The following is a 21,749-nucleotide window of genomic DNA, read 5'->3' as shown; positions in this document are numbered from 1 at the left end:
GCACGGAGAAGAAGGACAAAAGACCCCCCTGACTGCGTTTCCGCATGCCAGAGGGGTCTATCCGAGTGGAGCCTAGGGGAGTCGAACCCCTGACATCTGCCATGCAAAGACAGCGCTCTACCAACTGAGCTAAGGCCCCGGGACGCGTGGTCGCAGACCAGAGTACCGGGTGACCGGGGGTATCCCGCAAAAGGATTGGGGCTCCCGGTCGGGAACCGCTCTCCGTAAGATGCTCCGCGAGGTTCGCAGCAGCGAACCGAAGCGATGGGGAGACGCAATGGACGCAGCACAGCAGGAAGCGACCGCGAGAGCCAGAGAGCTCCAGCGCAGTTGGTACGGAGAGCCGTTGGGGGCGCTCTTCCGCAGGCTCATCGACGATCTGGGGCTCAACCAGGCCCGGCTCGCCGCCGTGCTCGGGCTGTCCGCGCCCATGCTCTCGCAGCTGATGAGCGGTCAGCGGGCCAAGATCGGCAACCCTGCCGTGGTGCAGCGCGTCCAGGCGCTCCAGGAGCTGGCGGTACAGGTGGCCGACGGCAGCGTCAGCGCGGCCGAGGCCACCGACCGCATGGACGAGATCAAGAAGTCCCAGGGCGGCTCCGTCCTCACCGCGTCCAGCCAGACGACCGCCAGCTCGGGGGCGCCGACGGTGCGCCGGGTGGTCAGGGAGATCCAGTCGCTGCTGCGCTCGGTGGCGGCCGCGGGCGACATCATCGACGCGGCGGACACGCTCGCCCCGACGCACCCGGAGCTGGCAGAGTTCCTCCGGGTGTACGGCGCCGGGCGCACCGCGGACGCGGTCGCGCACTACGAGTCGCACCAGAACTGACGACAGCCGGAAAGCGGCCGGAGAACGGCAGCTGCGGCAACGGCTGCGGCAACGGCTGCGGCAGGAAGGGCCGTGAAGGCAGCCGCGCGGTGGTGGTGGGCCGTGACGGCGGCGAGAACGGACGGACGAACGGACGGACGGGGAGCGGGCGCAGCGCGATGGGTGAGGTCTTCGCTGGTCGGTACGAGTTGATCGACCCGATCGGGCGCGGTGGCGTGGGCGCCGTATGGCGGTCCTGGGACCACCGCCGCCGCCGGTACGTAGCGGCCAAGGTGCTCCAGCAGAGCGACGCGCACACCCTGCTGCGCTTCGTGCGGGAGCAGGCCCTGCGGATCGACCACCCGCATGTCCTCGCCCCGGCGAGCTGGGCGGCGGACGACGACAAGGTGCTGTTCACCATGGATCTGGTGAGCGGCGGGTCGCTGGCCCATGTCATCGGGGACTACGGCCCGCTGCCGCCCCGGTTCGTCTGCACACTGCTCGACCAGCTGCTGGCCGGACTGGCCGCCGTGCACGCGGAGGGGGTCGTGCACCGCGACATCAAGCCGGCCAACATCCTGCTGGAGGCGACCGGGACCGGACGGCCCCATCTGCGGCTGTCCGACTTCGGCATCTCCATGCGCAAGGGAGAGCCACGGCTGACCGAGACGAACTACGTGGTCGGTACGCCCGGCTACTTCGCGCCCGAGCAGCTCATGGGCGCCGAACCCGACTTCCCCGCCGACCTGTTCGCGGTCGGCCTGGTCGCCCTGTACCTGCTGCAGGGTCAGAAACCCGATTCACAGGCGCTGGTGGAGTACTTCACGGCGCACGGGACGCCGGGCGCGCCGGACGGCATCCCGGAGCCGCTGTGGCAGGTGCTCGCGGGCCTCCTGCAGCCGGATCCACAGGCCAGGTTCCGTACGGCCACGGGCGCCCGCAAGGCGCTGACGTCGGCGGTCGAGATGCTGCCCGAGCCCACGCAGGACGAGGAGCCCGTCGAGGTCTTCGACCAACTGGGCCCGCTGCCGGACGGCTTCGGCCCTCAAGGCCCGGTCACCGCGCCACCCGCCTCACCCACCTCAGCCACCTCACCGGCCGCACCCACCTCACCGGCCGCACATGCCGCACCCGCCGCAGCCGTCGCACCTGCCGGAGCCGTCCCGCCCGCGTCGCCCTCGGCTGCCACCGGTACGTCCGCCTCCGCTCCCCTTCCCGTACCGGACCAGGCGACACCGTCTCCGTCTCCGTCTCCGTCAACGGCACCGTCTCCGAGCCCGTCTCCGTCTCCGTCTCCGTCTACAACGCCATCGCCGTCAGAGACTGGCAGCTTCCATCTGGCCCCGCCGCCGCAGCCGCACACCGCCCCGTACCCCGCTCCCGCCCCAGCCCCCGGACGGGCGGGTGACCCGGCGCGGGATCACGCCCAGGCGCCGACAGCGGGGGCCCACGTCACGCCACAGCCGTACGCCCCGCAGCCGTACGCCCCGCAGCCGTACGGCGGGCAGCCCGGCCCGGTGGTTCAGCCCCAGCCGCAGACGCCCACCCGCCAGTACACCGGTCATGCCCCGTACGCGGCGGCCCCGGCAACCGGCCAGGTCGCCGTGTCCGCGTCCGCCGCCACCCCCGCGACGCGAACGCGAACGGGACCGCCCCGTGCGGTGGCGATCCCGGTTCTGCTGCTGGCGCTGGTCTGCTTCGGCGTCGGGATCTGGGCACTGACCCAGGCCTGACCACCGACCGGGCGACCGGGCGACCGGGCCGCGAGGGCCACGCGGGGACGGCGCGGGGACGGCGCGGGGGGCCGCTACCAGGCGGCGGGCGGCCCGTACCCGGACGACTGCGCCGACCCCGCAGACTGCTCAGGCCGGCCCGGCTGCCCCGCTGCCGCCGTTGCTGCCGCGGCCGCGCGGCGTCGGCCCAGCAGCGTCCACGCACCGAGCCCGAGCACGAGCACCGTCCCGGTACCGATCCCGGCCACCCCGACCAGCCGCATCGTGTCGCCGCGCCCCGCCTGCGGGCCGCTCTGCCCGCTGGCCGCCGCGTCCTTGTCGTCCTGGGTGACGGCGAAGATCCCGGCGGGCCCGGCATAGGGCGGCGCCGCCTCGGGGGTGCCCCGCACATGGATCCGCAGCGTCAGCCCGTACGCCTTCTCGCCGAACTTCTCACCGACCTGCGGGTTGAGGCTGACCCGGAGGTAGTACCAGCCCGCGAACCGTGTGTTCTCCACCGACGAGTCGGAGTCGAAGCGGTTCTCGTACGCCACGGGCGGCAGCGGGTCCAGGGACGTGGACTTCTGCTTGCCGTCGTAGAAGAGGGAGTCGGCGCTGTCGACGAGGCCCAGCGCGGGGTTGTACAGCGAGACCGGCAACGCGCCCGCCACGAACCCGCTGCCCGAAGCGCTGCCGATGTCGGCGGAGACGAAGAGCTGCTGGCCCCAGTCCACGGGCACCCGGTAGAAACGGCTCTGACCGGGTTCGATCCGGTCCGTCCACTCGCCGTCGGTGAGCCCGGGGGCGTCGAAGAAGCTGCTGCCGCCCGCCCGTTCGCGTGGCGCGCCGCCCTGGGCGGCCTCGGGGGATCGGCTCGGCCAGTCCCGGGGGGCGGCGGTCGGCCCGGCCGTCTTCAGCCCGGGCTCCAGCACGTGCCGGATCTCCAGGTCCCAGGGGCCGGGGCTGGAACCGTCCTTGCTCGTACGCTGCACGACCACGTAGTACGTGCCGGCCTTCTGGCAGAGCGAGCGGCCCTCCTTGAGCGTCCGGTGCGCGTAGGCGGCCATCGGCCGGGCGAACTCCGCCGTCCCGAACCGGGTGGTGCTGGAGTCGCAGTCGCTGCCGTCGCGGTCCTGGAGGGTCACCTTGAGCTCGTCGGCGTACGCGACTTTGGTGCCCGCCTTCGGAATGGCGACGGCCGAGACGTACGCGTGGGTGTCCGCGTCGAGGTCGACCCGGTAGACGAGCTTCTCGTCCTTCTCGATGGAGTCCCGGTAGGGCGTGCCGGCGGTCAGGGACGGCGCGTCGCTCGTGGTCGTCGCGCCCTTGACGGTCTTCACGCCGTCGGGGAAGGCGTACGGTGCGGGCTCACCGGCCGCCCACGCCTGCTGCGCGGGCCCGGCCGCCATCACGCACATCGCCGCCGTCGCGGCCGTCGCCACCCGGCCGGCCCTGCCGCCCCGCCGCCTGTTCACGCGTGTCCCCTTGTCGTTCGCCGCGACCCGTCTCTCCGTGGCCGCGTCCGTGGCCCTCGCCCCGTGGCCCCCGCCCGTGACTCCGGTCACCTCGGTCGTCTCGGTGGCTCCGGTCGCCTCGGTCGTCTCCGCGGCCGACGCCCGCCCGGCGGGTCCGGTCCATCCTGCCCCGGGCATCGCCGCGCTGTCCGCTCCGCCGCCCGATTGACCCGCCTTGCCCCACCCCGGCATCGCGAACGCAACCATTTCATTCACTCAAGCGAACACCAATGGAGCGGTGCGGCCGAACAGCCACGGCCCAGCGCACCGCACAGACGCCCGGAGAGGCCGCACAGCCGCCGGACGGGGCCGGGCCAGAGTGCCGGACCAGCAACCGGGCCTTGGCCGGGCCGGGGCGCCGGGCGAGCTACCGGGCCGCGGCGCCGAACCGGCGCCGGAACGCGACGGGCGCCGGACAGCACAGAGCCCCGGCCGCCTGTCAGCGGCCGGGGCTCGTGCGCGAACCTGCGTGCGCCTCACACACCGGAACCTGCGGGCACGGAGTCGGTCGCCTCCGTCCACAGATCCTGCTCGGCGCGGTCCGCCTGGATCTGGCGGTACACGAGGAGCCCGCCGATGGCGGCCAGTGCGACCAGGAGAAGCTTCTTCACCGCGCGACCTCGTCTTTCGTTGACGTAGGGGACCTTCTGGCGCCCGACTATACACACCGATCGATATCGATCGGTGACCTACGCCCCTCCCCCGACCGGGCCCGTGCCGTCGGCGGATGGACGCTCACCGGCGCCCCCGGAAAAAGCGATCGGCCCGGGCGGAGAATCTCCGTCCGGGCCGATCGTCACTGTGGGGCTAACAGGATTTGAACCTGTGGCCTCATCCTTATCAGGGATGCGCTCTAACCAACTGAGCTATAGCCCCTCCGCGCTGCGCGCTGACCTCTGAAGATTAGCGCACAGGGCGTCGAGTACCAAAATCCGTTACTCGTCCTCCGCCAGCGTGAGCTCCACGCCGCCCACGAAGCCCGCGGAGAGGTTGTAGATGAACGCGCCGAGCGTCGCCAGAGCGGTGGCCAGCACCACGTCGATGACCGCGATCACCGACGTGAAGATGAGCACGCGCGGCAGCGACAGGAACGCCTGAAGGTCGAAGCCGTTGCTCTCGTTGGAGCCGGTGGCCTCGCTGATCGTGCCGCCGACGGTCGAGAAGACGCCCATGGCGTCCATGACCATCCACAGCACGGCCGCCGCCACCACCGTGCAGATGCCCAGCGCGATGGAGAGCAGGAAGCTCACCTTCATCACGGACCACGGGTCGGCCTTGGCCACCCGGAGCCGCGCCTTGCGCGTGCGGGGCGTCGTGGTCGCGCCCGTACGCGGCTTGCGCACCGTGCCCGTACCGCCGCCGCCCGTACCGCCCTGCGGACCGTACGCCTGCGGCGGGTGGTACGGCTGTGCGGCCTGCTGTCCGGTAGACGCCCGCTCGCCGGGCAGCGGCCCGTTGTCGAACGTCTCATACGGGGGCTTCCCCCCGCGGGTGTCGGTCACCGTAACCCCCTGGGAGTCCGTGGCTGGGCCACGGGCACCGTTCGCTCCGGAAGCGGCCGATCCGGCGCCCGTGACTCCACTCACGCTCTACTCCTCGTGCTCCCCGGCCTCGGGCTGCGTGCCCTCGGCTGCCTCGGCCGCGGCGCCACTCTCGGCGGCGACCTCGGTCCCTGTGATCCCCTCGACCGCTTCGGTGCCTTCGACCTCCTCGGCCTCGGCACCCGCCTCGGCGTTACGGGCGATACCGACGACGGCATCCCGCTTGCCCAGGTTGATCAGTTGGACGCCCATGGTGTCACGGCCCGTCTCCCTGACTTCGTTGACTCGCGTGCGAATCACACCACCGGACAGCGTGATGGCGAGGATCTCATCCGTCTCCTCCACCACCAGCGCGCCGACCAGAGACCCGCGGTCCTCCACGATCTTGGCAGCCTTGATACCGAGGCCGCCACGTCCCTGGACGCGGTACTCGTCGACAGCGGTCCGCTTCGCGTACCCGCCGTCCGTCGCGGTGAACACGAACGTACCGGTCCGGACGACGTTCATCGACAGCAGTTCGTCTCCCTCGCGGAAGCTCATGCCCTTCACACCGGACGTGGCCCGGCCCATCGGGCGCAGCGCGTCGTCCGTCGCCGTGAACCGGATCGACTGCGCCTTCTTGCTGATGAGCAGCAGATCGTCATCGGCGGACACCAGCTCGGCGCCGATCAGCTCGTCGTCGGCACCGCTCTCCGTCTCCCGGAGGTTGATCGCGATGACGCCGCCCGAGCGGGGCGAGTCGTAGTCCTTCAGCGGGGTCTTCTTCACCAGGCCGGCCTTGGTGGCGAGCACCAGGTACGGGGCGGCCTCGTAGTCGCGGATCGCCAGGATCTCGGCGATCTGCTCGTCCGGCTGGAAGGCCAGCAGGTTGGCGACGTGCTGGCCGCGCGCGTCCCGGCCGGCATCCGGCAGTTCGTACGCCTTCGCCCGGTAGACACGGCCCTTGTTGGTGAAGAACAGCAGCCAGTGGTGCGTGGTGGAGACGAAGAAGTGGTCGACGATGTCGTCTTCCTTCAGCTTCGCGCCGCGCACGCCCTTGCCGCCGCGCTTCTGCGAGCGGTAGTCGTCGGTCTTCGTGCGCTTCACATAGCCGCCACGCGTGATGGTGACGACGATGTCCTCCTCGGCGATCAGGTCCTCGATGGACATGTCACCGTCGAAGGGCACCAGCTTGGAACGGCGGTCGTCGCCGAACTTCTCGACGAGCGCGGCCAGCTCCTCGCTGACGATCTGCCGCTGGCGGGACTCGGACGCCAGGATCGCGTTGTAGTCGTTGATCTTCGCCTGGAGTTCGTCGTGCTCGGCGACGATCTTCTGGCGCTCCAGCGCGGCGAGCCGGCGCAGCTGCATCTCCAGGATGGCGTTGGCCTGGATCTCGTCGATCTCCAGCAGGCCCATCAGGCCCTCGCGCGCGATCTCGACGGTGTCGCTGCGCCGGATCAGCGCGATGACCTCGTCGATGGCGTCCAGCGCCTTGAGCAGACCGCGCAGGATGTGCGCCCGCTCCTCCGCCTTGCGCAGCCGGAACTTCGTCCGCCGGACGATGACCTCGATCTGGTGCGTCACCCAGTGGCGGATGAACGCGTCCAGCGAGAGCGTGCGCGGCACCCCGTCCACCAGCGCGAGCATGTTCGCGCCGAAGTTCGTCTGGAGGTCGGTGTGCTTGTAGAGGTTGTTGAGGACGACCTTGGCGACCGCGTCCCGCTTGAGGACGATGACGAGCCGCTGACCCGTACGGGAGGACGTCTCGTCCCGTACGTCGGCGATCCCGCCGATCTTGCCGTCCTTCACCAGGTCGGCGATCTTCTGCGCGAGGTTGTCCGGGTTCACCTGGTACGGCAGCTCCGTGACCACCAGGCACTGGCGGTTCTGGATCTCCTCGACCTCGACCACCGCGCGCATCGTGATGGAGCCACGGCCCGTGCGGTACGCCTCCTCGATGCCCTTGCGGCCGACGACCAGCGCGCCGGTCGGGAAGTCCGGGCCCTTGATCCGCTCGATGAGCGCGTCCAGCAGCTCCTCGTGCGTGGCCTCGGGGTGCTCCAGCGCCCACTGGGCACCGGCCGCGACCTCGCGGAGGTTGTGCGGCGGAATGTTGGTCGCCATACCGACCGCGATGCCCGCCGAGCCGTTGACCAGGAGGTTCGGGAAACGCGACGGCAGAACCGTCGGTTCCTGGTTCCGGCCGTCGTAGTTGTCCTGGAAGTCGACGGTCTCCTCGTCGATGTCGCGGAGCATCTCCATCGACAGCGGCGTCATCTTGCACTCGGTGTACCGCATGGCGGCGGCCGGGTCGTTGCCCGGGGAACCGAAGTTGCCGTTGGAGTCGACCAGCGGCAGACGCATCGACCACGGCTGGGCCAGGCGGACCAGGGCGTCGTAGATGGACGAGTCGCCGTGCGGGTGGTACGTACCCATGACGTCACCGACGACGCGGGCGCACTTGTAGAAGCCCTTCTCGGGCCGGTACCCGCCGTCGTACATGGCGTACAGCACGCGCCGGTGGACGGGCTTGAGGCCGTCCCGTACGTCGGGCAGCGCACGCGACACGATGACGGACATCGCGTAGTCGAGGTAGGAGCGCTGCATCTCCGTCTCGAGCCCGACGGGCTCGACGCGCATGCCCACACCCGGAACGATGGGCTCCTCTTCGGGCATCACAGTGGTGTTCTCGTCGGCCATTGCTGGTCTTCAGTCCTTTCGTGCGGTCAGCTGAGACCGACTCAGATGTCGAGGAAGCGAACGTCCTTGGCGTTGCGCTGGATGAACGAGCGCCGCGCCTCCACGTCCTCACCCATCAGCACCGAGAACAGGTCGTCGGCCTGGGCCGCGTCGTCCAGCGTGACCTGGCCGAGCACCCGGTGGTCCTGGTCCATGGTCGTGATGCGCAGCTCCTCGGCGTTCATCTCGCCCAGACCCTTGAAGCGCTGGATCGAGTCCTCGCGGACGCGCTTGCCGTTCTGCTTGCCGAGCTCGATGAGCGCGTCGCGCTCACGGTCCGAGTACGCGTACTCGAAGTCGTCCCGGCCCCACTTGATCTTGTACAGCGGCGGGCGCGACAGGTAGACGTGCCCGGCCTCGACCAGCGGCCGCATGAAGCGGAACAGGAACGTCAGCAGCAGCGTGTTGATGTGCTGGCCGTCGACGTCGGCGTCCGCCATCAGGATGATCTTGTGATAGCGGAGCTTCTCGATGTCGAAGTCCTCGTGCACACCGGTGCCGAAGGCCGAGATCAGCGCCTGGACCTCGGTGTTCTGCAGGATCTTGTCGATCCGCGCCTTCTCGACGTTCAGGATCTTGCCTCGGATGGGCAGGATGGCCTGGTACTCGGGGTTGCGGCCGGACTTGGCCGAGCCGCCGGCGGAGTCACCCTCGACGATGAAGATCTCGCACTTGGTCGGGTCGTTCGACTGGCAGTCGGACAGCTTGCCGGGCAGCGACGCCGACTCCAGCAGCCCCTTGCGACGGGTCAGGTCGCGCGCCTTGCGGGCCGCGACCCGGGCCGTGGCGGCCTGGATCGACTTGCGGATGATGTCCGCGGCCTCGTTGGGGTTGCGGTCGAACCAGTCGTTGAGGTGCTCGTGCACGACCTTCTGCACGAAGGTCTTCGCCTCCGTGTTGCCCAGCTTGGTCTTCGTCTGACCCTCGAACTGCGGCTCACCGAGCTTGACCGAGATGATCGCGGTCAGACCCTCGCGGATATCCTCACCGGTGAGGTTGTCGTCCTTCTCGCGCAGCAGCTTCTTGTCCCGCGCGTACCGGTTGACGAGACCCGTGAGCGCGGCCCTGAACCCCTCCTCATGCGTACCCCCCTCATGCGTGTGGATGGTGTTCGCAAAGGAGTAAACGCCCTCGGTGTACTGGGAGTTCCACTGCATGGCGATCTCGACCGAGAGCATCCGCTCCCTGTCCTCGGACTCGACCGCGATGACCGTGGGGTGCACCAGCTCGCCCTTGCGCGAGTTGAGGTACTTCACGAAGTCGACGATGCCGCCCTCGTAGTGGTACTTCACGGTCCGCGCGGGCTGCTCCTCCGCCGCCTCGGCGTCGGGGTCGTCCGCGTTCATCGTCGCCCTCGCGGACTCGCGCTCGTCCGTCAGCGTCAGGGTGAGGCCCTTGTTGAGGAAGGCCATCTCCTGGAAGCGGCGCGACAGCGTCTCGAAGGAGTACTCGGTCGTCTCGAAGATGTCCGGGTCGGCCCAGAACGTCACGGACGTGCCGGAGTCCTCGACGGCCTCGTGCTTGGCGAGGGGCGCCGTGGGCACACCCAGCTTGTAGTCCTGGGTCCAGCGGTAGCCGTCCCGCCTGATGTCGACGGAGACGCGCGTCGACAGCGCGTTGACGACGGAGACACCGACACCGTGCAGACCACCGGAGACGGCGTAGCCGCCACCGCCGAACTTGCCGCCCGCGTGGAGGACGGTGAGCACGACCTCGACGGCCGGCTTCTTCTCGACCGGGTGGATGTCCACGGGGATGCCGCGCCCGTTGTCCACCACCCGTACGCCGCCGTCGGCCAGGATCGTCACATCGATGGTGTCGGCGTGCCCGGCCAGGGCCTCGTCGACGGAGTTGTCGACGACCTCGTACACGAGGTGGTGGAGTCCACGCTCACCGGTCGAGCCGATGTACATGCCGGGCCGCTTGCGGACCGCGTCCAGACCCTCGAGGACGGTGATCGCGCTGGCGTCGTACGCCGGGGAGCCCGGGGCGACCCCCTGGGTGACCTCGGCGTTCTCACCGGCGGCAGTGGACGGAATGTTCTCGTTGGGGTTGCCGGAATCGGCCACGAAGCGCCCTTTCTGGCACAGCACAGGCCAACTCTCCGGGCAGGCGGGAGCGGCTGCGTCGTTCGACATGTTCCGCAGTGGGCGGGATTACCTACCAGTCTACCGGTAGCGCTGACACTCATGGGGGTTTGCCGGTACCTGAGTACGCATGTGGCGCCCTGAACCGGCGCGGAACGACTCCCCATATCCGGGCAGGGGCTCCAAGAGGCTCACACGGGCACCCAGCGCTTCGGGCTGTCAACCGCCCGCTACGGTGAGGGACACCTCACCCACCCCACGTTTCGCACCCGGCTCGCGGCCCGTCGCGGCGCGCGACGACGCCCGCCCGGAGCGCGGTGACGGGACGGCGGCGAGGGGGGCGGCGGCGCGCGCGGGTACGTGCGGACCGAGGGGGGCGGCGCGGCCCCATGAGGCCGTACGTGAGGCCGTACGTGAGGCCGTACGTGAGGCCGTACTACAGGGGGAGGCCGTGCGACAGGGGAACGTCCTGCGGCCGCGCGCCGGCCGGGCGGGACGACGGGCGCCGCGCGCCGGCCGGGCGGGATGACGGCCGGGGGCAGCGGTAGGGGCGGACCGTACGGGTCGGTCGCCCGGCGGACGGGCGGCTGACGGGCGGCGGGCCCGTCAGCCGTAGGTGTCGCCGGGGCCCGTGCTGCCCGGGGCCCGCCAGGGGCCGTAGCCGCGGCGGGGACCGCCGCCGCCCGGGCCCAGCACCTTGATGACCCGTACCGTTCCGTGCCCGAGGTCCTCGTTGAGCCGGGCCACGAGGCGCGGGGCCAGCAGCCGGAGCTGCGTCGCCCAGGCCGTTGAGTCGCACTGGACGGTCAGCACCCGCTCGTCCGGGTCCTCGTCGTACCGCAGCGGGACGCAGTGCTTGGCCAGGTCCTCGCCGACGATCTGCGGCCAGCGCCCCATGACGCCGCCGACGGCCGCGGGCGTCTCCCAGCCGCGCTCCGTGATCAGCCGGTTGATCGCGGCGCCCAGCGGCAGCGGGTCCCGCCCGTCGGCGCGGGCGCCGGAACGCAGCCCCCCGCCGCGTCTGGCCTGCTTCTTCTGCTGCGCGGCCGCACCGCGCGCCTTGGCCTGTTCCTTCGCCGCTCGCAGGGCGACCCGGGCCAGGTCCACACCGGACGGCTCCGGCGCCGACGTGCGCGGCGATGTCTCCGAGGTCATACGCGCTCCACCGACCCCTCCGCCACCAGGTACCGCGCCCCCGCCAGCACCGCGGGCACGTCGTCGTCCACCGCCGCCGTGACGAGCACCTGCTCCCCGGGTGCCACCAGCTCCGCCAGCCGTTCCCTGCGCCGGGCGTCGAGCTCGGCGAAGACGTCGTCGAGGACGAGCACCGGCTCGTTGCCCTCCGCGCGCAGCAGCTCGTACGAGGCGAGCCGCAGCGCCAGCGCGTAGGACCAGGACTCCCCATGGCTGGCGTACCCCTTCGCGGGGAGCCGGCCCAGCTTCAGCACCAGTTCGTCGCGGTGCGGGCCCACCAGCGTGACGCCCCGCTCGATCTCCTGCCTGCGTACGCCGGCGAGCGCCGCGAGCAGCCGTTCGTACGACTCCTCCCGCGTCGCCCCGATCCCCCCGCCGTCGCCTGGGCTCGTGCCGTCGGCGGGGCCCGTGCCGTCGGCGCCCTGGCCGCCGAGCCCGGCAGCAGGGCCGTCGCCGGGGCCGTCGGCCGAGCCTCGGTACTCCAGCGTGATCGGCCCGCCGCCCGGCGCGAGCTGCTCGTACGCCTTGTCGGCCAGTGGCTGGAGGGTCGCGATCAGGTCGAGGCGCTGGGCGAGCAGTTCCGCGCCGGCCCGCGCCAGGTGCTGGTCCCACACGTCCAGGGTGGACAGGTCCATGGAACGGCCGCCGTGCCGGCGGGCCATGGCGGCGGACTTCAGCAGCGTGTTCCGCTGGCGCAGGACCCGGTCGTAGTCCGACCGTACGCCCGCCATGCGCGGCGACCGTGCGGTGATCAGTTCGTCGAGGAACCGCCGCCGCTCTCCAGGGTCGCCCTTCACCAGGGCCAGGTCCTCGGGCGCGAACAGTACGGTCCGTACGATGCCCAGCACGTCACGCGGCCTGACCTGCGACGACCGGTTGACCCGGGCCCGGTTGGCGCGGCCCGGGTTGAGTTCGAGCTCCACCAGCTGCTGCCGCTCGCCCTGCCGGACGGCGGCTCGGATGACGGCCCGATCGGCGCCCATGCGGACGAGCGGCGCGTCCGACGACACACGGTGGCTGCCGAGCGTCGCCAGATAGCCGACGGCCTCGACCAGGTTGGTCTTGCCCTGCCCGTTGGCTCCCACGAACACGCTGACGCCCGGATCGAGCGGAACCTCGACCCGGGCGTACGAGCGGAAGTCGGCCAGCGACAGATGCGTGACATGCATGGTGTGCGCCGACCTTCCCCCGGCATGGCGTGCACCCCGTGGTGCACAGCCTGTGGATTACTTCGTGGACTCGACCGCGTGGCCACCGAACTGGTTGCGCAGCGCGGCGATCATCTTCATCTGCGGGGAGTCGTCCTGCCGGGACGCGAACCGCGCGAACAGCGACGCCGTGATCGCCGGCAGCGGCACGGCGTTGTCGATGGCCGCCTCGACCGTCCACCGGCCCTCGCCGGAGTCCTGGGCGTAACCGCGCAGCTTGTCCAGGTGCTCGTCCTCGTCCAGCGCGTTCACCGCGAGGTCGAGCAGCCAGGAGCGGATGACCGTGCCCTCCTGCCAGGAACGGAAGATCTCGCGCACGTCGGTGACGGAGTCGACCTTCTCCAGGAGCTCCCAGCCCTCGGCGAACGCCTGCATCATCGCGTACTCGATGCCGTTGTGGACCATCTTCGCGAAGTGGCCGGCGCCGACCTTGCCCGCGTGCACGGCGCCGAACTCGCCCTCCGGCTTCAGCGCGTCGAAGACCGGCTGGACCTTCGCGACGTTCTCGGCGTCGCCGCCGTACATCAGCGCGTAGCCGTTCTCCAGGCCCCACACACCACCGGAGACGCCGCAGTCGACGAAGCCGATGCCCTTGGCCGCGAGCTCCTCGGCGTGCTTCTCGTCGTCCGTCCAGCGGGAGTTCCCGCCGTCGACCACGACGTCGCCGGGGGACAGCAGCTGGGCCAGCTCGTCGATCGTGGACTGGGTGGCGGCACCGGCCGGAACCATGACCCATACGACGCGCGGGCCCTTGAGCTTGCCCACAAGCTCCTCGAGGCTGTGGACATCGGCGAGGTCCGGGTTGCGGTCGTATCCGACGACGGTGTGTCCTGCGCGGCGGATGCGCTCGCGCATGTTGCCGCCCATCTTGCCGAGACCGACGAGACCGAGCTCCATCAGATTTTCCTCATCGTTGTGTGCGAGTTCGTACCCGCGTCCGAGACTACGCCCGGACGCGGGTGCACACCTGTGGGGTCGGCCGCTCAGGCGCAAGGCCCGATCCACCGGCCCGTACCAGCCTCGTCAGCCGGGCCCGTACGGGCCTCAGCCGCTGGGCCGGACCGGCATGCCGCGGTCCTCGGGGGGCGACCCCCGAACCCCCGGCAGACCTCACCAGGCCTACTGCGGCGGCACGTCAGCCGCTGAGCCGGACCGGCATGATCAGGTACTTGTACGCGTCGTCCGCCTCCGCCTTGACGTCCGGCTTGCCGCTCAGCAGAGCGGGCTTCGTGGACGTGGTGAAGGACAGCTGGGCGACCGGGGCGTCGATCGCGCTGAGCCCGTCCAGCAGGAACGTCGGGTTGAAGGCGATCGAGATGTCGTCGCCGTCGAGCTGGGCGTCGACGCGCTCCACAGCCTGTGCGTCGTCGCTGGAGCCGGCCTCCAGGATCAGCACGCCCTGCTCGAAGCTGAGCCGCACCGGGGTGTTCCGCTCGGCGACCAGGGCCACACGCTTGACGGCCTCCACGAACGGCGCCGTCTCGACGACCGCGACCGAGTTGAACTCCGTCGGGAACAGCGTCCGGTACTTCGGCAGGTCGCCCTCGAGGAGCCGCGTGGTGGTACGGCGCCCGGCGCCCTCGAAACCGATCAGGCCCTCACCGGCACCGGAGCCGGACAGCGCCAACGTGACGGTGTCGCCGCTGGTGAGGCTCTTCGCGGTGTCGAGCAGCGTCTTGGCGGGCACCAGGGCGACCGCGGAGGCGTCCGGGGACTCCGGCTTCCACAGGAACTCGCGCACCGCGAAGCGGTACCGGTCGGTGGAGGCGAGGGTGACGGTGTCGCCCTCGATCTCGATCCGTACGCCGGTCAGCACGGGCAGCGTGTCGTCACGCCCGGCCGCGATGGCCACCTGGGCGGCGGCGGAGGCGAAGACCTCACCGGGCACGGTGCCGGTCGCGCTCGGCATCTGCGGCAGCGACGGGTACTCCTCCACAGGCAGTGTGTGCAGGGTGAAGCGGGAGGAGCCGCAGACCACGGTCGCCCGCACACCGTCTGTGGAGATCTCCACCGGCCGGTTGGGAAGGGCGCGGCAGATGTCGGCGAGGAGCCGGCCGGAGACGAGGACGGTGCCGTCCTCCTCCACCTCGGCCTCGACCGAGACCCGCGCGGAGACCTCGTAGTCGAAGCTGGAGAAGCTGAGCGCGCCGTCCTCGGCCTTCAGAAGAAGACCCGCGAGTACGGGCGCCGGCGGACGGGCCGGGAGGCTGCGGGCCACCCAGGCCACCGCCTCCGCGAGTACATCGCGCTCCACCCGGATCTTCACCGGAACCGCCTCCTGCTGTTGCTGGCTCGCCCTGCTGGCCTTCCTCATCCGGCACCCGGTGCCTCTGCCGCAGCAGAAGGGATGCCGGGGACCAGTCTGACGTACGCCACCGACAGTCCACTGCGGCTCTGGGTCAAATCGCGTCGGGAGCCGTGTCGCGCTCCGGGCCGAGTTGTGCACAGGGCCTTCTTCGAAGCGGATTCCCCGGTAACTATGAGTGGGAGTAGTAGTAGGGCTTGTGGAAACCGTGGATAACGCCATCCACGCAGGTCACAGCCGGTTTTTTGTCCACTGCGCCTGTGGGCGGGGCCCGTGGACAAGTGGCCGTGTCTGTGGACGCGCGAAAGTTCTGCACACCCGATGCACAGACCACAGGGACTTCTCCCCAGTCCCGTCCCCAGCTTTACCCCGGTTCCCCACAGCCCAACCACGCGCCTTGGTGTGACCGCTTTCACTCGGCGCGGTGATGCCGGGTGTTTCGTTGCCGAACAGTGGACAGCAGTGTGGAGAAGCTGTGGACCGGAGGCCGCCCCCTGTGGGCTGCCGGTGGACAACGCAGATCGAGGCCTGTGGACGGTTTCTGTGTCCACAGCCTGTGGAGCGCGCTTGGCCACAAATCCACAAGGCTCTGACCTGCGGCGACGCTACGGGACCCCGGGAGCTTGTGGATGGTTTTCGGATAACTTCATGGTCCCCAGGCTGTGGAAGGAAGATCGCCCCCACTTCTGTGGAGAACCCCGCGACCAGGCGCACTATTCGAACATCGACCGTGCCCCGACCGTGCCCCGCCGTCCGCCGTCCGCCGCCCGCCGACCCCGCGCCGACCCCGCGCCGACCCCGCGCCGACCCCGCGCCGACCATGCGGCGACCGTGCGCGCGGAGACCCCCGGAACGCGCGCAGGGCGCCCGGGAACGCGCGCAGGGCGCCCCGGAACGTGTCCGGAGCGCCCTGCGACGCGTCGGGCGGGCCCTTCAGGCCCCGTCAGCCGTTCTTGATGCGGTTGGTCAGCTCGGTGACCTGGTTGTAGATGGACCGTCGCTCCGCCATCAGCGCCCGGATCTTCCGGTCCGCGTGCATCACCGTCGTGTGGTCGCGGCCGCCGAACTGCGCACCGATCTTCGGCAGGGACAGATCCGTCAGCTCACGGCACAGGTACATCGCGATCTGGCGGGCCGTCACCAGGACCCGGCTGCGCGAAGAGCCGCACAGGTCCTCCACCGTCAGCCCGAAGTAGTCGGCGGTGGCCGCCATGATGGCGCCGGCGGTGATCTCGGGAGCCGTGTCCTCACCGCCCGGGATCAGGTCCTTGAGCACGATCTCGGTGAGACCCAGGTCCACCGGCTGCCGGTTGAGGCTCGCGAACGCCGTCACCCGGATCAGCGCGCCCTCCAGCTCGCGGATGTTGCGCGAGATACGGGAGGCGATGAACTCCAGCACCTCCGGCGGGGCGTTCAGCTGCTCCTGCACCGCCTTCTTGCGGAGGATCGCGATACGCGTCTCCAGCTCCGGCGGCTGCACGTCGGTGGTCAGGCCCCACTCGAAGCGGTTGCGCAGCCGGTCCTCCAGCGTCATCAGCTGCTTGGGCGGCCGGTCCGAGGACAGCACGATCTGCTTGTTGGCGTTGTGGAGGGTGTTGAAGGTGTGGAAGAACTCTTCCTGCGTCGACTCCTTGCTCGCCAGGAACTGGATGTCGTCGACGAGCAGGATGTCCACATCGCGGTACCGCTTGCGGAAGGTGTCGCCCTTGCCGTCGCGGATCGAGTTGATGAACTCGTTGGTGAACTCCTCCGAGCTCACGTACCGCACGCGGGTGCCGGGGTAGAGGCTGCGCGCGTAGTGGCCGATGGCATGCAGCAGATGCGTCTTGCCGAGGCCCGACTCCCCGTAGATGAACAGGGGGTTGTACGCCTTGGCCGGCGCCTCGGCAACGGCGACGGCGGCCGCGTGCGCGAACCGGTTGGACGAGCCGATGACGAACGTGTCGAAGAGGTACTTCGGATTCAGCCGGGCGTGCGGCTCACCGGGGCCGCCGGCCCCGCCGGGTCCACCGCCCGGGCCGCCGCCGGGGCCGGGACCGGAGCCCATGCCGGCTGCTCCCGGCATCCCGGGGCCTCCAGGACCGCCGGGTCGACGCTGGCCCTGCGAGTCCGGCAGCTCGTGCCGGTCGTGCCGGGACTGGTCGTACGCCGTGGGCTCGGGCCCCTGCGGGCCGCGGTAGTCGTGGTGCGGCTGCTGCGGGCGGGCCGTCGCGTACGGGTCGCGGTCCTGGAAACCGCCGAGGCGCTGCTGCTGCCAGGACAGGTCCTCCTGGGCGCGCGGCCAGACACCCGGGTCGGGGCGCTGCTGCTGGTACTCGGGGTAGGCGGGGCGCACGGTCGGCAGCCCGTCGTCGGGCATCGGCCGGTGGCCGTACGTGTCGTACGGCTCGCCCTGCCCACGCTCGTCGTAACGGGGCTGCTGCGGCTGCTGGACCGGCGCCGGCGGCGGGTCGCCCGCCGAGTCGTCCACGGTGATCGCGATCCGGATGGGCCGGCCGCATTCACGGCTGAGCGTGTCGCTGATCAGCGGCGCGAGCCGCCCCTCCAGGACACGCTTGCCCCATTCGTTGGGTACGGCCAGGAGTGCGGTGTCGGCCACCAGGGCGAGCGGCTGGCAGCGCTCGATCCACTGTTCGTCCTTCGGCTCGATGCCTTGCTGGCCCTCTCCGAGGAGCTGTTCCAGCACTCGCGGCCACACTGCGGCAAGATCAGCAGGTACGTCAGCCACAGGGCACGCTCTCTCACAGGTCCCACGAATGTGTGCTTCTTGGGACGGGATGGGAAGGACAGGCAGGAAAGGAATCCGAGTTCAGCCACGGTAGTCGCGGCGGCTCGCACGGTTCAAGTTGTTGTCCACAGCCTGTGCATAGTGGACCCCGGCGCGGTCCTGGTTTGACCGGATGGCGTAGCCGCGCGTACCGTAACCAGGTCGAGTTGTCGATGGCTGCTGCCGCCTGCCTCCGATGGGCAAAGATCACGGTCAGTGATCGTGAAGCGGTGCACTCGGGCGTATTGCGAGCTACTCGTGGGCGCACGGTGACAGCCAGGCGATGTCCCGCCACCAACGAATCATTTCTGGAGCCCCCGAGTGAGCAAGCGCACCTTCCAGCCGAACAACCGTCGTCGCGCGAAGACCCACGGTTTCCGCCTGCGCATGCGTACCCGCGCCGGCCGCGCCATCCTGGCGAACCGCCGCAGCAAGGGTCGCGCCAACCTGTCCGCCTGATCACCAACAGGTCATGACGTGCTGCCTTCCGAGAATCGGCTGAGGCGGCGCGAGGACTTCGCGAACGCGGTACGGCGAGGTCGCCGGGCCGGCCGCCCGTGCCTCGTCGTCCATCTACGCAGCGGTGCAACGGACCCGCACGCGCCAGGGGAGAGCGCTCCCCCGACGCGTGCGGGTTTCGTCGTCAGCAAGGCAGTGGGCGGTGCGGTCGTCCGTAACCAGGTGAAGCGGAGACTGCGGCACCTGATGCGAGAGCGGCTGGCCGCGCTGCCCCCCGGTAGCCTGGTGGTTGTACGGGCGCTGCCCGACGCGGGTGACGCCGACCATGCACAGCTGGCCCGAGACCTGGACGCCGCGATCCAGCGGCTGCTGGGAGGGGGCGCGCGATGAAGTACCCGCTGCTGGCCCTGATCAAGCTGTACCAGTGGACGATCAGTCCGCTGCTGGGCCCTGTGTGCAGGTACTACCCGTCGTGCTCCCACTACGGGTACACGGCCATCGACCGGCACGGCGCCGTGAAGGGCACGGCCCTGACCGCCTGGCGCATTCTGCGGTGCAACCCGTGGTCGCCGGGCGGTGTGGACCATGTCCCGCCGCGTAAGCGCCCCCGCTGGCACGAGCTGCTGCGCGACAAGCTGCGTGGCGGCAAGGGCGGGCCCTCCGCCGAGACAAGCCCGGCCGCAGAGACCTCGCCCAATGCTCAAGGAGCCTGATTAGTGGACACGATTGCCAGTCTGTTCAGCTTCATCACCACACCCGTCTCGTGGATCATCGTTCAGTTCCACAAGATGTACGGGGCGATCTTCGGTCCCGACACGGGCTGGGCCTGGGGTCTGTCCATCGTGTCCCTGGTGGTCGTCATCCGTATCTGCTTGATCCCGCTCTTCGTGAAGCAGATCAAGTCGATGCGGAACATGCAGGCGCTCCAGCCGAAGATGAAGGCGATCCAGGAGCGCTACAAGAACGACCGACAGCGTCAGTCCGAAGAGATGATGAAGCTGTACAAGGAGACGGGTACCAACCCGCTCTCCTCGTGCCTGCCCATCCTGGCGCAGTCCCCGTTCTTCTTCGCCCTGTACCACGTGCTCAGCAAGATCGCCGATGGCAAGGAGATCGGCGTTCTCAACCAGAGCCTCGTGGACAGCGCCCGTGAGGCCCATATCTTCGGTGCCCCCATCGCCGCGAAGTTCATGGACGACCCGGACAAGGTCCAGGCGCTCAGCGCTTCCCTGATGGATGTGCGGATCGTCACCGCAGTCATGATCATCATGATGTCGGCGTCGCAGTTCTACACCCAGCGTCAGCTGATGCAGAAGAACGTCGACCTGACGGTGAAGACCCCGTACATGCAGCAGCAGAAGATGCTGATGTACATCTTCCCGGTCATCTTCGCCGTCATGGGCATCAACTTCCCCGTCGGTGTCCTCGTCTACTGGCTGACCACCAACGTGTGGACCATGGGCCAGCAGATGTACGTGATCAACCAGAACCCGACTCCGGGCAGCAAGGCGCAGGACCACTACCTCCAGCGACTGCTGAAGAGCATCACGTCCCACGGTGAGGTACGCGGCCGCCGCAAGCGCAACGTCGTCCAGGTGATCGTCGCCAAGGGGCCGGACCGTAACGAGAACGAGCGCCGCTTCATCTCCTCCCTCGCCAAGGCGGGCTTCTCCGCGCAGGCCGACGGCACGGTGCAGCAGGCCGACCCCGCCACCGCCGAGGCGGAGAGCGGCGCCGCCGCCCGCCGCCAGCAGCCCAAGCGCCAGAGCAAGTCGCGGCGTCAGTCCGCGACGCAGCAGCCGGCGGCCAAGACGTCCCTGGAGAAGAAGGCCGAGGAGCCGGAAGCCGCCCAGCCGAAGCAGCCCGGCAAGGCCGCCTCACCCCGTCAGGCCAAGTCCGGGCAGCGCAAGGGCCAGCAGCGTCCCAAGCACCCGTCGTCCAAGAAGTAAGAAGGAGACCATCCGTGACGGAAGGCACCACCTCCGCCGCCGAGGGTGGCGACACCCTGACCCGCCTGGAGCAGGAGGGTGAGATCGCGGCGGACTACCTCGAAGGCCTGCTCGACATCGCCGACCTCGACGGTGACATCGACATGGACGTCGAGGCCGACCGCGCCGCGGTCTCGATCGTCAGCGACTCCGGCAGCCGCGACCTGCAGAAGCTGGTGGGTCGCGACGGTGAGGTGCTGGAGGCGCTTCAGGAACTCACGCGCCTCGCGGTGCACCGGGAGACCGGGGACCGCAGCCGGCTGATGCTGGACATCGCCGGGTTCCGCGCCAAGAAGCGCACCGAGCTCGCCGAACTCGGCGCCAAGGCCGCGGACGAGGTGAAGAGCACCGGTGAGCCGGTGAAGCTCGACCCGATGACCCCGTTCGAGCGCAAGGTCGTGCACGACGCCGTCGCCGCGGCCGGTCTGCGCAGCGAGTCCGAGGGCGAGGAGCCGCAGCGCTTCGTCGTCGTACTCCCCGCCTGATTCCCTTCGTCGTGTCGGCCCCGTCTGTTCGCAGGCGGGGCCGATCTTTGTCAGCCTGATAGTCACCCAGTGCGGTGAGCGGTACGGAAGGACGGACCTCGTGACGGAAGCAGAAGAGCTTCCCCCCGCGCCCGACGAGGCGCGGACCGTCTTCGGTGAGTTCCTCCCGGAGGCGATCAGGTACGCGGAGCTTCTCGCTGACGCGGGAGTGAAGCGTGGCCTGATCGGTCCCCGCGAGGTACCCCGGCTGTGGGAGCGGCACCTGCTGAACTGTGCTGTGCTCTCCGAGGTCGTACCCGAAGGCGTCACCGTGTGCGACGTGGGGTCCGGCGCCGGCCTGCCCGGCATTCCGTTGGCGCTCGTCCGCCCGGATCTCAGGATCACACTGCTGGAGCCCCTGCTCCGCAGGACGAACTTCCTCGAAGAAGTGGTCGACCTGCTGGGGCTCGACCATGTCACCGTGGTCAGAGGACGTGCCGAGGAGATGCTCGGCAAGCTTCCGCCCGTCCATGTGGTGACCGCGCGGGCCGTGGCACCGCTGGACCGCCTGGCCGGCTGGGGCGTTCCCCTGCTTCGCCCCTACGGGGAGATGCTCGCGCTCAAGGGCGACACCGCCGAGGAGGAGATCCTGGGAGCCCGTGCCGCGCTCAGCAAGCTCGGCGTGGTGAGCACCTCGGTGCTGCAGGTCGGTGAGGGGATCGTGGATCCGATGTCGACCGTGGTGCGCGTCGAGGTCGGGGAGAGCCCGGGCGGTGTGAGGTTCGCCGCCAAGCGGGCCAAGGCGGAGAGGACGCGGCGTCGGCGCTGACCCGATCGCCCGTCTCTCGTTTGATCCTCATACGTACGCATTTCGGAGTGTCGTGAGGTGCTGACCCTGCGGCGCGTGCATCGTGTTTCACGTGAAACGTCGCTCACTGCTGCAGGGAATCATCAGCCGCGGCCGTGCGGCTGCCACACCACGCA

General features: G+C 69.9%; 18 protein-coding genes and 2 tRNA genes. 8 read left to right on the top strand and 12 right to left on the bottom strand.

The features are described 5' to 3' along the window. Positions 1-66: 66 nt before the first annotated feature. Positions 67-139 (bottom strand) — tRNA-Ala (locus ACGF5U_RS14125). Positions 140-277: 138 nt separating this feature from the next. On the opposite strand from ACGF5U_RS14125, the gene ACGF5U_RS14120 reads away from it, so the two are divergent. Together ACGF5U_RS14120 and ACGF5U_RS14115 are read left to right on the top strand one after the other, a co-directional pair. Continuing rightward, positions 278-826, top strand: coding sequence for a helix-turn-helix domain-containing protein (locus ACGF5U_RS14120; protein WP_392710454.1), 549 nt, complete (start codon positions 278-280; stop codon positions 824-826). A gap of 158 nt (positions 827-984) precedes the next feature. Continuing rightward, positions 985-2,538, top strand: coding sequence for a protein kinase (locus ACGF5U_RS14115; protein ID WP_392710453.1), 1,554 nt, complete (start codon positions 985-987; stop codon positions 2,536-2,538). A gap of 74 nt (positions 2,539-2,612) precedes the next feature. Here ACGF5U_RS14115 and ACGF5U_RS14110 read toward each other — a convergent pair whose 3' ends face one another. The 11 genes from ACGF5U_RS14110 to dnaA form a co-directional block, all read right to left on the bottom strand. Continuing rightward, positions 2,613-3,992, bottom strand: coding sequence for a hypothetical protein (locus ACGF5U_RS14110; RefSeq protein ID WP_392710452.1), 1,380 nt, complete (start codon positions 3,990-3,992; stop codon positions 2,613-2,615). A 515-nt stretch (positions 3,993-4,507) separates the two neighbouring features. After that, positions 4,508-4,642: a DLW-39 family protein gene (locus ACGF5U_RS14105; protein WP_003958712.1), complete on the bottom strand. Its 135-nt coding sequence runs from the start codon at positions 4,640-4,642 to the stop codon at positions 4,508-4,510. 191 nt (positions 4,643-4,833) lie between these two features. Beyond that, positions 4,834-4,907: transfer RNA gene (locus ACGF5U_RS14100), tRNA-Ile, on the bottom strand. A 59-nt stretch (positions 4,908-4,966) separates the two neighbouring features. Beyond that, positions 4,967-5,533: a DUF3566 domain-containing protein gene (locus ACGF5U_RS14095; protein ID WP_392710450.1), complete on the bottom strand. Its 567-nt coding sequence runs from the start codon at positions 5,531-5,533 to the stop codon at positions 4,967-4,969. Between the two features lie 87 nt (positions 5,534-5,620). Continuing rightward, positions 5,621-8,254 (bottom strand): DNA gyrase subunit A, encoded by a 2,634-nt coding sequence (gene gyrA, locus ACGF5U_RS14090; RefSeq protein ID WP_392710448.1) that lies wholly within the window; start codon positions 8,252-8,254, stop codon positions 5,621-5,623. A 41-nt stretch (positions 8,255-8,295) separates the two neighbouring features. Beyond that, positions 8,296-10,386 (bottom strand): DNA topoisomerase (ATP-hydrolyzing) subunit B, encoded by a 2,091-nt coding sequence (gene gyrB / locus ACGF5U_RS14085; RefSeq protein ID WP_392710671.1) that lies wholly within the window; start codon positions 10,384-10,386, stop codon positions 8,296-8,298. A 600-nt stretch (positions 10,387-10,986) separates the two neighbouring features. After that, a complete protein-coding gene (locus ACGF5U_RS14080; RefSeq protein ID WP_392710446.1) occupies positions 10,987-11,535 on the bottom strand; it encodes a DUF721 domain-containing protein in 549 nt (182 codons plus the stop codon). Next, positions 11,532-12,743 (bottom strand): DNA replication/repair protein RecF, encoded by a 1,212-nt coding sequence (gene recF / locus ACGF5U_RS14075; protein ID WP_392710445.1) that lies wholly within the window; start codon positions 12,741-12,743, stop codon positions 11,532-11,534. Before recF ends, ACGF5U_RS14080 begins: the two co-directional genes overlap by 4 nt. Before the next feature lie 57 nt (positions 12,744-12,800). Then, positions 12,801-13,679 carry a phosphogluconate dehydrogenase (NAD(+)-dependent, decarboxylating) gene (gene gnd, locus ACGF5U_RS14070; protein WP_392710444.1) on the bottom strand — a complete coding sequence of 293 codons (879 nt, stop codon included), beginning with the start codon at positions 13,677-13,679 and terminating at the stop codon, positions 12,801-12,803. 238 nt (positions 13,680-13,917) lie between these two features. Continuing rightward, positions 13,918-15,048 carry a DNA polymerase III subunit beta gene (gene dnaN, locus ACGF5U_RS14065; protein ID WP_392710443.1) on the bottom strand — a complete coding sequence of 377 codons (1,131 nt, stop codon included), beginning with the start codon at positions 15,046-15,048 and terminating at the stop codon, positions 13,918-13,920. A gap of 982 nt (positions 15,049-16,030) precedes the next feature. Beyond that, entirely contained in the window at positions 16,031-17,815 is a 1,785-nt protein-coding gene (gene dnaA / locus ACGF5U_RS14060) for a chromosomal replication initiator protein DnaA (protein ID WP_392710441.1), read from the bottom strand. Between the two features lie 360 nt (positions 17,816-18,175). Between dnaA and rpmH the strand changes: the two genes are divergently transcribed. From rpmH to rsmG, 6 genes are all read left to right on the top strand, one after another. Next, positions 18,176-18,313, top strand: coding sequence for a 50S ribosomal protein L34 (gene rpmH / locus ACGF5U_RS14055; RefSeq protein WP_018846094.1), 138 nt, complete (start codon positions 18,176-18,178; stop codon positions 18,311-18,313). Positions 18,314-18,331: 18 nt separating this feature from the next. Then, the gene (gene rnpA / locus ACGF5U_RS14050; RefSeq protein ID WP_392710439.1) at positions 18,332-18,703 is read left to right on the top strand and encodes a ribonuclease P protein component; all 372 of its coding nucleotides are present in this window, start codon (positions 18,332-18,334) and stop codon (positions 18,701-18,703) included. Next, positions 18,700-19,026, top strand: coding sequence for a membrane protein insertion efficiency factor YidD (gene yidD, locus ACGF5U_RS14045; protein ID WP_392710437.1), 327 nt, complete (start codon positions 18,700-18,702; stop codon positions 19,024-19,026). The genes rnpA and yidD overlap by 4 nt, the downstream gene beginning before the upstream one ends. A 3-nt stretch (positions 19,027-19,029) precedes the next feature. Next, positions 19,030-20,262, top strand: a complete 1,233-nt coding sequence (gene yidC, locus ACGF5U_RS14040; protein ID WP_392710436.1) for a membrane protein insertase YidC — start codon at positions 19,030-19,032, stop codon at positions 20,260-20,262. Positions 20,263-20,276: 14 nt separating this feature from the next. Further along, a complete protein-coding gene (locus tag ACGF5U_RS14035; RefSeq protein WP_392710435.1) occupies positions 20,277-20,786 on the top strand; it encodes a protein jag in 510 nt (169 codons plus the stop codon). Positions 20,787-20,886: 100 nt separating this feature from the next. Next, complete coding sequence (gene rsmG, locus ACGF5U_RS14030) at positions 20,887-21,594, top strand: 16S rRNA (guanine(527)-N(7))-methyltransferase RsmG (protein WP_392710433.1); 708 nt, start codon at positions 20,887-20,889, stop codon at positions 21,592-21,594. Positions 21,595-21,749: the final 155 nt, after the last annotated feature.

Origin of the sequence: Streptomyces sp. NPDC047886, assembly GCF_043204435.1 — a bacterium.
Classification (GTDB): Bacteria; Actinomycetota; Actinomycetes; order Streptomycetales; family Streptomycetaceae; genus Streptomyces.
This window is presented reverse-complemented; position numbering and strand designations above follow the sequence as displayed.

Bases quoted from the DNA above. Each gene is read 5' to 3' on its own strand.
- gnd (WP_392710444.1), bottom strand. From the start codon at position 13,679: ATGGAGCTCGGTCTCGTCGGTCTCGGCAAGATGGGCGGCAACATGCGC.
- gyrA (WP_392710448.1), bottom strand. From the start codon at position 8,254: ATGGCCGACGAGAACACCACTGTGATGCCCGAAGAGGAGCCCATCGTT.
- ACGF5U_RS14080 (WP_392710446.1), bottom strand. From the start codon at position 11,535: ATGACCTCGGAGACATCGCCGCGCACGTCGGCGCCGGAGCCGTCCGGT.
- ACGF5U_RS14120 (WP_392710454.1), top strand. From the start codon at position 278: ATGGACGCAGCACAGCAGGAAGCGACCGCGAGAGCCAGAGAGCTCCAG.
- recF (WP_392710445.1), bottom strand. From the start codon at position 12,743: ATGCATGTCACGCATCTGTCGCTGGCCGACTTCCGCTCGTACGCCCGG.
- yidD (WP_392710437.1), top strand. From the start codon at position 18,700: ATGAAGTACCCGCTGCTGGCCCTGATCAAGCTGTACCAGTGGACGATC.
- ACGF5U_RS14115 (WP_392710453.1), top strand. From the start codon at position 985: ATGGGTGAGGTCTTCGCTGGTCGGTACGAGTTGATCGACCCGATCGGG.